This is a genomic window from Pigmentiphaga sp., assembly GCF_019689535.1.
Lineage (GTDB): Bacteria > Pseudomonadota > Gammaproteobacteria > Burkholderiales > Burkholderiaceae_B > Pigmentiphaga.
In genome coordinates, this window is sequence record NZ_JADGHH010000011.1 from 1 (window position 1) to 13,168 (window position 13,168).

Sequence of the window (13,168 nt, forward strand, 5' to 3'; positions counted from 1 at the left end):
GCCCCACCCCTGGCCGACCCCTTATAATGTCGAGTGGTCCTTCTCATCCAGGGCTTTTTCCCCGCCCATGTCCGTCGACGTCCTTACTTTCGGCCTGAACCACGTTTCCGCCCCGGTCTCGGTGCGGGAGCGGGTATCGTTGCCGCTGGAGCTGGTACGCCCAGCCTTGGCGGGGCTGCGGTCGGCGTTCGGCGGGGCGGTACGCGAAGCCGCCATTCTTTCCACCTGTAATCGCACCGAGATCTACTGTGCGGCCGAACCGGGCGTGGCCGAGCATTTGCCGGCCTGGCTGGCCGAGTACCGCCAGTTCGACAGCCAGGCGCTCCAGCCGCATTTGTACAAGCACATGCATCACGATGCGGTGCGGCATGCGTTCCGCGTGGCGAGCGGGTTGGATTCGATGGTGCTGGGCGAACCGCAAATCCTGGGGCAAATGAAGGACGCCGTGCGTGCCGCCGAAGAGGCGGGCGCGATGGGCACGCTGCTGCATCAATTGTTCCAGCGCACGTTCGCGGTGGCCAAGGAGGTCCGGTCGCAGACGGCCATCGGCGCGCAATCGGTGTCGATGGCGGCCGCCGCCACCCGGTTGGCCGAGCGGGTGTTCGGCGACCTTTCCCAGGTCAACGTGCTGTTCATCGGCGCCGGCGAGATGATCGAGCTCTGTGCCACCCACCTGGCAGCGCGCCATCCCAAGAAGATGGCGGTGGCCAATCGCACGGTGGAGCGGGCCGAGGCCTTGGCATCGAAGTTTTCCGCCGGCGCGATGCGCTTGTCGGAGCTGCCGGAGAAACTGGCAGATTTCGACGTGGTGGTTTCCAGCACCGCCAGCTCCCTGCCCATTCTGGGCCTGGGCATGGTAGAGCGCGCCACCAAGGTGCGCCGTCGCCGCCCGATGGTGATGATCGACCTCGCCGTGCCGCGTGACATCGAGCCGGAAGTCGGGCGCCTGAACGACGTGTACCTGTATTCGGTCGACGATCTCTCCCACCTGGTCCAGAACGCGTCGGACGCCCGCAAGGCGGCGGTGGTGCAGGCCGAGGCCATCATCGAAACGCGGGTGCAGAACTTCATGCACTGGCTGGAGACGCGCTCCATCGTGCCGGTGATCCGCGATCTTCATCACGCCGCAGACGCCATGCGCCAGGCCGAGCTCGAGCGTGCGCGCAAGGCGCTCGCCCGGGGCGAGGCGCCGGAGCAAGTCCTGGAACAATTGGCGCACGGGCTGACGCAGAAGTACCTGCATGGCCCGCTGCACGCCCTCAACCATAGCGAAGGCGCCGACAGGCAACAGTTGCTGGCCTGGCTGCCGCGCCTGTTTGCGTCGCGAAAAAGTTGAACGCACCCCCTACGCGCGTCGCGCGCCCGTCTGAAGGTGCGGCATTCGGGGGCCGGCCGGGCCGCGAATGTCCCGCGCCCCGTCGAGCCGATGCGCGCGCCTCGCGGTGGGTGGAGCCCTGGAATATCTGACATGAAAGCATCGATGCGAGCCCGGCTCGAGCAATTGACTCGACGCCTCGCCGAACTGGACGCGTTGCTCGCGGACCCCGACACCGCGAGCGATATGGACACCTTCCGCAAGCTTTCGCGGGAGCGGGCGGAAATCGAGCCCGTGGCCAACGGTTTCAGGCAGTATGAGGGAACGGAAGCGGACATCCAGGCCGCCCTCGAGATGCTGGACGATCCCGACATGAAGGCAATGGCGGAGGAAGAGCTGCGCGCCGGCAGGGCCCGGCTCGACGAACTCGAAAGCCAGCTGCGGATCCTGCTGCTGCCGCGGGACCCCGATGACAACCGCAGCCTCTTCCTCGAAATCCGCGCCGGCACCGGCGGGGACGAGAGCGCGCTGTTCGCCGGCGACCTGCTGCGCATGTATACGCGCTATGCGGAGCGCAACCGCTGGCAGGTGGAAATCATGTCGATGAGCGAATCCGAGCTCGGCGGATACAAGGAAGTCATTGCGCGCATCGCGGGCGATGGCGCCTACGGGAAGCTGAAGTTCGAGTCGGGCGGCCACCGCGTCCAACGGGTGCCGGCGACGGAAACGCAGGGACGCATCCATACGTCGGCCTGCACGGTAGCCATCATGCCCGAAGCCGATGAGATCGGCGAGGTCGAAATCAATCCTGCCGATTTGCGCATCGACACGTTCCGCGCCAGCGGAGCAGGCGGCCAGCACATCAACAAGACGGATTCGGCCGTCCGCATTACCCATCTTCCCACGGGGATCGTAGTCGAATGCCAGGACGACCGGTCGCAGCACCGCAATCGCGACAAGGCGATGAAAGTGCTCGCCGCCCGCATCAAAGACAAGGAGCAGCGCGAACGGCAGGCGAAGGAAGCCGCCCACCGCAAGAGCCTCGTCGGATCCGGGGACCGTTCCGAGCGCATCCGCACCTACAACTTTCCGCAGGGGCGGGTGACCGACCACCGCATCAACCTGACCCTGTACAAGCTGCAGAACGTTCTGGACGGCGACCTGGACGAATTGATTTCGGCCTTGACCTCGGAACACCAGGCCGAGCTCCTGGCGGCCCTGGGCGACGACTGAACGGCATGGCTGCCTACGCGCGTGACCTAATTGCGGGCTGCGGGCTGCCGCTGCTCGAGGCCCGGATGCTGCTCGAGCGCGCCCTCGGCGTCAATCGCGCGTGGCTCATCGCCCACGACGACGAACCGCTGCCCGAAGCGGGCGTAGCCCGCTTCGAAGATTGGGCGGCGCGTCGCCGCGACGGCGAACCCATGGCCTACCTGCTTGGCGAGCGGGAGTTCATGGGTCACCTCTTCCACGTCTCGCCCGCGGTGCTGATTCCCCGCCCCGAGACGGAATTGCTGGTGGAAACAGCGCTGGCGCACGTGCGGGAGATTCCCTCGCCCCGCCTGTTGGACCTCGGCACGGGCAGCGGCGCCATCGCCGTTTCGTTGGCCCTGGCGCGGCCCGACGCCCAGGTCGACGCGACCGACTTGAGTCCGGAAGCGCTGGCCGTCGCCGCCGGCAACGCCCGCCGGCTCGGCGCCCGCGTCGCCCTGCTCGAAGGCAGTTGGTACGAAGCCTTGAACGAGAGCGCCGCCGCGCCCATCTACGACGTCATCGTGTCCAATCCGCCGTACATAGCGGCCGGCGACCCACACCTGTCGCAAGGCGACCTGCGCCACGAGCCGGACATGGCGCTGACCGATCACGCCGACGGGCTCCAGGCCCTGCGCGACATCGCCCGCGGTGCCCCGGCCTGGCTGAAGCCCGGCGGCGCGCTGTGGATGGAGCACGGCTGGGACCAGGCAGGCCAGGTCCGCGACTTGCTGCGGGCTGCGGGCTTCCGACATGTCGAGAGCCGGCGCGACCTGGCCGGCATCGAGCGGATCTCCGGCGGCTCCCTATAATCGAGATATCAACGTTTACCCCGTACGAGGATCGCTATGAGCGACGTGCAAGATTTCATCCGGCGGACCGTCACCGAGAACCCCGTCGTCCTGTTCATGAAGGGCACGGCCCAGTTCCCGCAATGCGGCTTTTCCGGTCGCGCCATCCAGTTATTGAAGGCCAACGGCGTGCGCCGCGTCACCACCGTCAACGTGCTGGAAGACGACGAGGTGCGGCAAGGCATCAAGGAATATTCGAACTGGCCGACCATTCCCCAGCTCTACATCAAGGGCGAGTTCATCGGCGGCTCGGACATCATGTCCGAACTGCACGAGACCGGCGAACTCAAGCAGTTGCTGGCCGACGCCGGCGCGCTGTCCTGAGGCCCCCCGGCCCCCCGCATGAAGATTTACCTTGCCGGGCCGGACGTCTTCCGGCCCGACGCGCGGGCGCACGGCGAGCGGCTCAAGGCGCTCTGCGCCCGCCATGGTTTCGAAGGCCTTTTCCCGCTCGACGCCTCGGTGCCACCGGCCGCCGGCGCCGAAGCTGCCCGGGCGATTTATCGCGCCAACATCACGCTGCTGCGCGAGGCGGACGTCGTGATGGCCAACCTGGCCCCCTTCCGCGGTCACGAGCCCGATTCGGGCACCGCTTTCGAAGTGGGCTATGCCGCCGCCTGCGGCAAACCGGTCTGGGCTTACCTAGAAGACGCCCGCCCGCTCGCCGAACGGCTCGCCACGCATCGGGGCCCGGACGGCGGGCCCTTGGACGACCGGGGCTACCGGGTCGAAGATTTCGGGCTCGCCCTGAACCTGATGCTGGCCTGCAGCGCCACCATCGTCCAGGGCGGCCCGGAAGCCTGCCTGCGCAGCATTGCCGCGGCCCGGCCGCCAGCCCCCTCACTTCCGGAGCTCCCATGAAATTTACGCGCAACGCACTACTGGGCTTGACGCTCGCCGCTGCCCTGCACGCCTCACCGGCGCTGGCGGCCGACGTCGAGACCGAGACGCAAGTCATCAAGACGCTGCTGAACGCCATCGAAGCGAAGAACTACCAGGAGTTCGTCGCCGCAGGCAGCGAAGATTTTGCCAAGCTGGACCGCTCGCAATTCGATGCGGTGGCCGCACAGCTCGCACCGCGCCTGCATGGCGGCTACCAAGTGCAGCGCCTGGGCGACTATCGTCAACAGGCGTACGAGCTCTCGTTGTGGAAGATCACCTTCGCAGACGGCGGCGATGACCTGCTCGGCACGCTGAACCTGCAGGACAACGGGAAGGTCGGGGGATTCGTCCTTCGCTGATCAGGCGTGCTTGGGTGCGGAGGCCGGCAGGCGACGCACCCAGAATGCATACACGGCCAGGGCGGACAGCGTACATGCCACCATGATGCCCGTGATGGCCCGCGCGCCATGGGCGTCGTAGAGGAAGGTCACCAGGGAGCCGGTAAACGCCCCCACGGCCATCATGACACAGCTCACGACGGCCGACGCCGCCCCAGCCACTTCGGGCAGGGGTTCCACCGCAGCGTGCGAGGCGTTCGGCGCGATCATGCCGAACGAGAAGGTGTTGACCATCAGCAGCGGCACCAGCGTCCAGGCCGACAAGCTGTCGGTAAACCCGAGGATGGCGATCAGCACGCTGGTCGAGCTCGACAACCCCAAGCCCGTCCACAACAGCTTGTGTGGCCGGATGCCTCGCGCGTTCAAGCGACCGTTGATGAGCGAAGCGGCCATGATGCCGAAGGCGGTCATCGCGAACACGATGCCGAAGGCCTGCGGGGACATGCCCAGCAGCTGCATCATCAAGAGCGGCGAACCGGTGATGTAGGCGAACTGGCAACCGAAGGTCAATGCATTGACCAGTGTGTTTCCGAGGCAGACGGGATTGCGCAAGACGCGGGCATAGGTGCGCGCCAGCCCGGCCAGCGTCGGCTGCTCGGCAATTGTCCCGGCGGGCCGGGTCTCCGACATGCCGAGGTAAACCAAGACGGTGCTGGCCACGCCCGCCAGGGCCATCGTCCCGTAGATCGAACGCCATCCCGCGAAATACATCACCCAACTGCCCAGCGTCGGGGCGATCATCGGCGCCACGATGCGCATGCTGGCGACGTACGACAACCGGGCGCGCGCCACCGGGCCGTGAAAGAGGTCCCGCACGATAGTCAGCGCCATCACCGAACCGGCTCCCGCTCCCACACCTTGGAGAATGCGGAATGCCAGGAGCGACTCAAGGTTGGGCGAGAGTGCGCAGGCAGCGCTTGCCAAGGAGTAAATCACACCGCCGAACAGCAAAATGGGACGCCGGCCGTAGCGGTCCGCCAGCGGGCCATAGGCCAGCGGCGCGATGGCAAAGCCCGCCAGGAACAGACTCAACGTCAAGGCAACGCTGGCGGGAGGCACTTCGAGGTCCCGACCGATGGCGGCAAGCGCCGGCAAACCCATGTCGGTCGATAGCGCCGGCAACGCGGACAACGCTGCGAGGAGAAAGACGAAGGCCGCGGAGTCGGGGTGTATACGCATAGGCAGCAGTTTACCGCGCCTGCACAACGGTAATCCCGCAAGACGGCTCAATTTTTTATGACGCCAAGCACCCTGCTGGTGCGATGCACAATGTTGGGCGCACAGCCTGGGGCGCAGCATCGGCACGGCACCGCCGGCCCGCCAACGCAGGTCGCGCTGTTCAACGGCATGCTCCACCACGTGATCTGGGAAGGATGGCTGGACCACACCCACATCGCGCAGCACACCGAAGGCTTCGAGGCGGTCAAACACATGGTGCGCGACATGACGCCGGCCGCGGCGGCCGCGCTATGCGGGATCTCCGAAAGCGACCTGTGCCAAGCTGCCGAGTGGTTCGCCCGCAGCCCTGCCGCACTCTCCCTCTATTGCATGGGCATGAACCAGTCCAGCCACGGCACGGACAAGAACCTGGCGCTGATCAACCTGCACTTGGCCACGGGGCAGATCGGCCGCCCCGGCCTAGCCGCCGTGGACATGTTCGATGCCTTGGCCGAGGGCAAGGTCAAGGCTGTCTGGATCGCCTGCACCAACCCGGCGCATTCCCTCCCGCGCATCGAAGCCGTCCGCCAGGCGCTGCGGCAAGCTGAGCTTGTCGTCGTACAGGAAGCTTTTGCCGACACCGACACCGTCGCCTTCGCCGACGTACTGCTGCCTGCCGCAACCTGGGGGGAAAAGGAGGGAACCGTCACGAACTCAGAGCGCCGCATCTCGCGCGTGCGCGCGGCCGTGCCCCCGCCGGGGAACGCGCTGCCCGACTGGCGCATCGCGACGGAAATCGGACGGCGGCTGCAGCGCCTGGTCAAGCCCCAGGCACCCGACCTCTTTCCGTACGAGACACCGAGAGAGATCTTCGACGAACATCGGGCGCTGACGAAAGGCCGCGACCACGACATCGGCGGGCTGAGCTATGAGGTGCTGCAAGCCCTGGGCCCGCAGCAATGGCCCTTCCCCGAGCACAGCAAGCGAGGCCAGGCCCGGCGCTACACCGACGGTTGCTACGCAACGGAGTCGGGACGCGCCCGCTTCCAAGCCGTGACCTACCGGCCCGTGGCCTCGCCCACCACCGCACGACATCCGTTTCACCTGATAACGGGGCGGCTGCGCGACCAGTGGCACGGCATGAGCCGCACAGGGCGCATCGCCCAGGCGTTCGCGCATGCGCCGGAACCCAGCCTGGACATGCACCCCGACGATGCGCGGCGGCGCGGCCTCGCGGCCGGCGATCTGGTGCGGGTCGAGAGTCGCGACGGGACACTGGTCCTGCCGTTGAGACTGAGCGACGACCTCACCCCCGGCACTGTGTTCGCTGCGATGCATTGGAACGGCCAGTTCCTGGGCAGCGGCGGCATCAACGAAGTCTGCAACGCCGCGGTGGATCGGCGCTCGCTTCAGCCCGAGCTCAAGCATAGCGCGATACGCATCGAAAAGATGGCATTGAATTGGCGAGTGCGCGCCGCCGTGGAAGTCGACGGCCAGGCCGATGCCATCGATCGCCGGGCGACGCTGCAACCCATGCTGGCCGCCTGCGGCTTCGGCGCCCTTGGGCTGCGAGGCGATGCGCACCGCACGGTCCTGACCCTGAGTGCGGCGATGGCCGAGCCTGACCAAGCGTGGCTGCGAGCACTGGGCGAGGCGCTGGAAATGATTGCCGCGCCGGATGTCCTGGAATACCGGGATCGGCAAAGAGGCATCTACAAGAGTGTGCGTTGGCATGGAGACCGCCTGCGCGCCTTCCTACTCGCTGGCGAAGTCGGTCAGGCCGATGCCTTGCTGGAGCGCCTTGTGGCCGGCGTCCGCTGGGAAGGCTCGCGCTTGCGCGTATTCACTCCCGCCTCGTTGCCGGCAACGCGCGACCGCACGGTTTGCCAATGCACCGGAATCAAGGCATCGGCCATCGAAACCGCCATCGCCCAAGGCGCGGACGTCGCGGGCCTCAAGGCTGCACTAGGCTGCGGCACCGTGTGCGGCGCGTGCGTCCCGGAATTGACCCGCATGTGCAGCGAATCCCGGTTGCCGGCATGAATGAGACGGAGGTAGAGGCCATGAACCAAGGACGTGTCACGCTCATGGGCGCCGGCCCGGGAGACATGGAACTCTTGACGCGCAAGGCAGTACGCGTACTGGCGCAAGCCGACGTGCTGCTGGTCGATGACCTAGTGGCGCCCGACATCGCCGAATTGGCGCCGCGGGCGCGCGTGGTGCGCGTGGGCAAGCGCGGCGGCTGCCGCTCGACCCCGCAGGACTTCATCCAGAGGTTGATGCGCCGCTATGCGCGGCAAGGCCAGAACGTGGTGCGCGTCAAAAGCGGGGAGGCACTATTGTTCGGCCGGGCCGGCGAAGAGATCGCTTTCCTCGAGGCGGCGGGCATCGAAGTGGAACTGGTGAACGGCATCAGCTCGGGGCTCGCGGCAGCCGCCGCGCTCGGCGTTTCCCTCACGCACCGTGGGCACTGTCATGGCGTGAGCTTCGTGACGGCGCACACGCAGCACGGCGAACCGCCCAACTGGGAGGCACTGGCACGCAGCCGCACCACGTTGGTCATCTACATGGGCATGCAGCGCATCGAGGAGACCGTTGCGAGCCTGCTCGAGCACTTGCCCGCCTCAACCCCCGCCGCCGTAGTGCAATGGGCATCAACTCCCCGCGAGGTGCGGAAGCTGACGCAGCTCGGGTACCTTGCCGTAGTGGCACGCGAAGCCGGCATGGGCAGCCCCGGCATCATCCTTGTCGGGGAGGCGATCGGCCTGGCACGCATGCCGTTCACGCTGCCCGGGGCACTCACCGCTCAGTTGCGCTTCAACCAGTCCAGTGTTTCCTCGGTACGCCGTGACGGCACATACTCCGCCCCCACGAACCCCTCGTAAGGCAAGCGCTCGATCTCGGCAAAAACGTTGTCGAAATGAATCTCGCCGGTTCCCGGCTCATGGCGGCCGGGATTGTCGGCGAACTGGATGTGGCCGATGCGCGGCCAGTGCGTGCGCAGGGTGTGGACCAGGTCCCCTTCCATGACCTGCATGTGATAAATGTCGTACTGGATGCACAGGTTCGGATGCCCCGCGCGGTCGATGACGTCCAGCGCGGCCTGGGTCCCGTCCACCAGGTAGCCGGGCCTGTCCACGGTATTGAGGGCTTCGACCGCCACCGCGACGCCCATGTCGCCCATGACCAGCGCCGCATGGGCGAGGTTCGCGGCCATGGTGTCCAGGCAGCGTTCGCGTTCGTGCCCGACCGGGCATCCGGCGAGCACATTGATCAGGCGCGGTCGCAACACCCGGGCCCAAGACGCAGCCTCCGCGACCGCCGCGCGGAACGCCGCCTCCCTTCCCGGCACACCCGCCAGTCCCTGACCGCCCTCCATGAAATCGCCTGCCGGAACGTTGAACAGGACCATCTCCACCCCCGCTTCGGACAAGGCACGATGCCAGCTTTCGAGCGGCTGGCCGTAGGGGAACTGGACTTCGACGGCATCGAAGCCCGCGCGCCGGGCGGCCGCCGGCCGCTCGAGTTCCGGCACTTCGCGAAACAACAGGGATAAATTGGCCGAGAAACGAATCATGGATGCGTGACGTCAAGATGAAACGGACATAGGGCGTCGCCCCGATGGACGGCCGGCACCACTCCGGACCGCAATGCGTGGCGAGGAAGCGCCGTCCGAACGATATCGCAATTTGCGTCACTGCCGGTCGCGCCGGTGCGAGGCCGACGCTCCCTATCCGGGCTAGGGCAGCTCGAGCACGGACTTGGCCAGGATGTTGCGCTGGATCTCGTTGCTGCCCGCGAATATCTTGGCACCCAATGCATTGAACAGCGGTGCCACGACGTGCAGGTCCACCTCGTCGGTCGCGACGTGGTGCCGCATGCCGCCATACTCGTCCGCCGCCTCGATCAGCAATAGCGCGAGGCGCTCGTACGTTTCCGTGGACCAGACCTTAAGCATGGAAATGGATGGCGGAATGGGCTCGCCCCGTTTGGCGAGCTCGGCAAAGCCAGCATAGGCCGCCGCCAGGTCCAGCGTATCGAGCTGCAGGGCAGTGAAGCGCTCCGCGAACAGGGGGTCGTCGAACAGGCCCCGCTGGCGCGCCAGCTTCTCCACCTGGGTCAGGGTATGCCGGCTGTGCTTCGGGCTTCCGGTGAACAGCCGTTCGTAGCCGAGCAGGGCCTTGGCGATCGTCCAGCCCTGGTTCAGCTCGCCCACCAAATTCTCGCGCGGCACCCTGACATTGTCGAAGAACACCTCGCAGAACTCCTGCTCGTCAGCGATATTGCGGATGGGGCGGATCGTAATGCCGGGCGTCTTGAGATCCACCAACAGGAAACTGATGCCCGCCTGCTTCTTCACTGTCTTGTCGGTGCGAACCAGCATGAACATGTGCGTGCCGTCCGCCCCCCAGGTGGTCCACGTCTTTTGCCCGTTGACGATGAAGTAGTCGCCGTCGAGCACGGCTTCCGTGCGCAGCGCGGCAAGGTCCGAGCCGGCGTTGGGCTCCGAATAACCCTGCGTCCAGACGTGCTCGCCGGAGAGGATCTTGGGCAGGTAACGCGCGCGCTGCTCCTCGGTGCCGAATCGCATGAGGATAGGGCCGACCATGTTGATGCCTTGGTCGGGCGGGCGGGCGATGCCCCAGGCTTCGCTCTCCTCGATGTACGCGATCAGCTTGTCAGGGGGCAGGCCCATGCCGCCGTATTCTTTCGGCCACGCGGGCGCCAGCCAGCCCAACCGGCTGAGCGTCATGTACCAATCCCGGGTCTGGGCCCAGGTCTGCCGATAAGGCATGTGGCGACGATCATCCGGGTAGTAGCGCGCAAACAGCGCGCGCACCATGGCCCGGAACTCCGCCTCTGGCATCGCCTCCCAATCCAGGTCGTTGGGAAAACGCTCATATTTGCTCGGGTCGGGTGGCGGCGGCTCGGCCTCCACCGTATTGAGCGACGCGAACCTGCGCCGATGCGCCGCCGCATTGCCCAGCCGCGCGGAAAGCGTCATGGCGCGGCGGAAATACAGGCCGATGTCGTATTCGAAGGTGGTGCCGATCGCCCCGTGCATCTGGATCGCCATCCGGCACATTTCGGTGGCAGCGTAGACGCATCGAGACTGCGCGCGACTCGCCGCGGCAGCCAGCGAGGTCGGATCGGCCTGTACATCGACGTGCTTGAGGACGTCACGCAGGCACGCCACCGCCAACTCCACCTGCATCCAACCGTCCACCAGCCGGTGCTGCAACGCCTGGAAACTGCCAATGGGCTTGCCGAATTGCTCGCGGTCGCACAAATACTGGCGGGTCATCTCGAAGGCCCGGCGCGCAATGCCCGCGAGCTCCGCGGCCTGCACGATGCGCGCCGCATCGTTCGCCCGCTGCAAGGCGGCCCGCGCTACCTCCCCTGCCGCCAACACCGCGCCCTCGCCGTCCGGCACGCGCACGTCCAGGTCGAAGTCGCACTGCCTGCTGCCATCCACGCTGCAGCGGGACTCGATGCGCCCCTCGAGCGCCTCCGCGGGCAGCCACAGCACGGCCTCCTCCCCTTCGAACCGGCACCACACCAACCAGCCGTCGGCACCGGCCGCCGGCTGCACGAAGCGCTTGCGTCCCCGCAGCCGCCACTGCCCGCCCTCCCGCACCGCCTCGACGGCGAGCAACTCGGGCTCGGTCTGGCCGGCACGCTCCTGCCACGCCACGCCCGCGACAATTTCACCCGACTGCATGCCCTCGATGAGACGCCCGCGCAAGGCGCTCGCCGGTAGCTGCGCCAAGAGCAGCACGGGCTGGACCCCCGCATCGACAAAGGGCTCTGGCAACAGGTGATAGCCCGCCTGGTCGGCGATCGCACAGGCCTCCCGCAGTCCCAGGCCCAAGCCACCGTCCGCCTCGGGCACGAAGATGGAGAACCAGCCCTGCTCCGCGAGCTCGCGCCAATACCCCCGGTCGAAACCGGCGGGATGATCCTGCAGCGAACGCGTGCGCATGCGCTGATCCACAGCGCCGAGAAAGTCATTCGCGCTGTCCCGAAAAGCGGCAAGATCCGGATCCTGGGCCACGAGTGAAAAAGGCGTCGTCATGTCTTATCCTGGCCTACACGATTCCTTCCCGCCGCAACGCGGCGATTCGTTCGGGCGGCATTCCCAGCAGATTCGTACACACCTCCTCCGTGTGCTCACCGAGCCCCGGGGGCGGCCGCTCGTACACCGGCGACGTCCCGGAAAAGCGCAGGGGATTGGCGATCATGGGCAAGGAGCCCGTCGGCCCGAAGGGCATGGACATGACGAGATTCCGGTGCCGCACCTGCGGGTCGTCGAAAGCCTGTGCGAAATCGTAGATCGGCGCGCAGGGCACCCCCGCGCCACGGAACACCTCCAGCCATTCCGCCCGCGGGCGGGTGCCGACCAGGGCTTGGATCTCCTGCGCGAGCCACTCGCGGTGCCGCAGGCGCTGCGGATTCGTCGCGCAGCGCAGGTCCGCCGCAAGATCCTCCCGCCCCAGTGCCTTGGCCAGGCTGCGGAACTGCGCGTCGTTGCCGCAAAGGATGACGAGCGGATGGTCGCTGCACTGGAACACCTGGTAGGGCGCCATGAAATGCGAACCAGACCCCAGGCGCGCAGGCTGGACACCCGTCAGCAAATACTGCATCGCAACGTGCGAGGCAGCCGCGATCTGCGTGTCCAGCAATGCAACGTCGATGTGCTGGCCGGAACAAACGCCGGCTTCCCGGGCATAGAGCGCGCCGAGTATCGCCACGACTGCGTGGTAACTGGCCGTGATGTCGGAAACGGAATACCCCACCCGCAACGGCCCTGCGCCCGGTTCGCCATCCGGATGCCCGGTAATGCTCATGACGCCGCTCATGGCCTGGAAAACGAGGTCGTAGCCTGGCTCGCCACTGCGCGGCCCGGTCTGGCCGAAGCCGGTAATCGAGCAATAGATCAGCCGCGGGTTGACGGCCTGCAGCGATGCATAGTCCAAGCCGTAGCGCGCCAGCTCGCCTGCCTTGAAGTTTTCGATGAGCACGTCGCTGCGCGCAGCCAAGGCCCGGATGATGTCTTGCCCTTCCGGACGCGAGATGTCGACCGTGACCGAACGCTTGCCCCGGTTCATGGACGCGAAGGCTGCCGTGACGTCCGTCTCCCGCCCCTCCCCGTCGCGCACGCGCTCGCCGTGGTACCGGGTTTCGTCCCCCACGCGCGGACGCTCGACCTTGATGACGTCCGCCCCAAAATCAGCCAGCATCTGGCTCGCGAACGGACCCGCGAACACCCGGCTCAGGTCCAGGACGCGAATGCGGGACAATAGCGCCGGCAT

At 66.8% G+C, this 13,168-nt stretch carries 12 protein-coding genes; 8 read left to right on the top strand and 4 right to left on the bottom strand.

From position 1 onward, the window contains the following. Positions 1-67: 67 nt before the first annotated feature. The 6 genes from hemA to IRZ12_RS01885 all read left to right on the top strand — a co-directional run bounded on the left by hemA (position 68) and on the right by IRZ12_RS01885 (position 4,658). Entirely contained in the window at positions 68-1,336 is a 1,269-nt protein-coding gene (gene hemA / locus IRZ12_RS01860) for a glutamyl-tRNA reductase (protein WP_296463506.1), read from the top strand. Between the two features lie 132 nt (positions 1,337-1,468). After that, a complete protein-coding gene (gene prfA / locus IRZ12_RS01865) occupies positions 1,469-2,548 on the top strand; it encodes a peptide chain release factor 1 (protein ID WP_296463508.1) in 1,080 nt (359 codons plus the stop codon). A 5-nt stretch (positions 2,549-2,553) separates the two neighbouring features. Further along, a complete protein-coding gene (prmC, locus tag IRZ12_RS01870) occupies positions 2,554-3,378 on the top strand; it encodes a peptide chain release factor N(5)-glutamine methyltransferase (RefSeq protein WP_296463510.1) in 825 nt (274 codons plus the stop codon). Between the two features lie 36 nt (positions 3,379-3,414). Further along, the gene (grxD, locus tag IRZ12_RS01875; protein WP_296463512.1) at positions 3,415-3,741 is read left to right on the top strand and encodes a Grx4 family monothiol glutaredoxin; all 327 of its coding nucleotides are present in this window, start codon (positions 3,415-3,417) and stop codon (positions 3,739-3,741) included. An 18-nt stretch (positions 3,742-3,759) separates the two neighbouring features. Then, complete coding sequence (locus IRZ12_RS01880) at positions 3,760-4,278, top strand: nucleoside 2-deoxyribosyltransferase (RefSeq protein ID WP_296463515.1); 519 nt, start codon at positions 3,760-3,762, stop codon at positions 4,276-4,278. Continuing rightward, the gene (locus IRZ12_RS01885; RefSeq protein ID WP_296463518.1) at positions 4,275-4,658 is read left to right on the top strand and encodes a hypothetical protein; all 384 of its coding nucleotides are present in this window, start codon (positions 4,275-4,277) and stop codon (positions 4,656-4,658) included. Before IRZ12_RS01880 ends, IRZ12_RS01885 begins: the two co-directional genes overlap by 4 nt. Here IRZ12_RS01885 and IRZ12_RS01890 read toward each other — a convergent pair whose 3' ends face one another. Continuing rightward, entirely contained in the window at positions 4,659-5,876 is a 1,218-nt protein-coding gene (locus tag IRZ12_RS01890; RefSeq protein WP_296463520.1) for a multidrug effflux MFS transporter, read from the bottom strand. It abuts the gene before it with no gap. A gap of 90 nt (positions 5,877-5,966) precedes the next feature. Here IRZ12_RS01890 and IRZ12_RS01895 point away from each other — a divergent pair, with 90 nt between their 5' ends. Both IRZ12_RS01895 and cobA read left to right on the top strand, forming a co-directional pair. Beyond that, complete coding sequence (locus tag IRZ12_RS01895; protein WP_296463522.1) at positions 5,967-7,898, top strand: molybdopterin-dependent oxidoreductase; 1,932 nt, start codon at positions 5,967-5,969, stop codon at positions 7,896-7,898. 20 nt (positions 7,899-7,918) lie between these two features. Continuing rightward, entirely contained in the window at positions 7,919-8,740 is an 822-nt protein-coding gene (gene cobA, locus IRZ12_RS01900; RefSeq protein ID WP_296463524.1) for a uroporphyrinogen-III C-methyltransferase, read from the top strand. On the opposite strand, the gene IRZ12_RS01905 is transcribed toward cobA, so the two are convergent. From IRZ12_RS01905 to IRZ12_RS01915, 3 genes are all read right to left on the bottom strand, one after another. Beyond that, a complete protein-coding gene (locus tag IRZ12_RS01905) occupies positions 8,662-9,432 on the bottom strand; it encodes a TIM barrel protein (RefSeq protein WP_296463526.1) in 771 nt (256 codons plus the stop codon). The two genes, cobA and IRZ12_RS01905, sit on opposite strands and share 79 nt — an antisense overlap. A 162-nt stretch (positions 9,433-9,594) precedes the next feature. Further along, positions 9,595-11,931, bottom strand: a complete 2,337-nt coding sequence (locus tag IRZ12_RS01910) for an acyl-CoA dehydrogenase (RefSeq protein WP_296463529.1) — start codon at positions 11,929-11,931, stop codon at positions 9,595-9,597. Positions 11,932-11,944: 13 nt separating this feature from the next. After that, a complete protein-coding gene (locus IRZ12_RS01915; protein ID WP_296463530.1) occupies positions 11,945-13,168 on the bottom strand; it encodes a CoA transferase in 1,224 nt (407 codons plus the stop codon).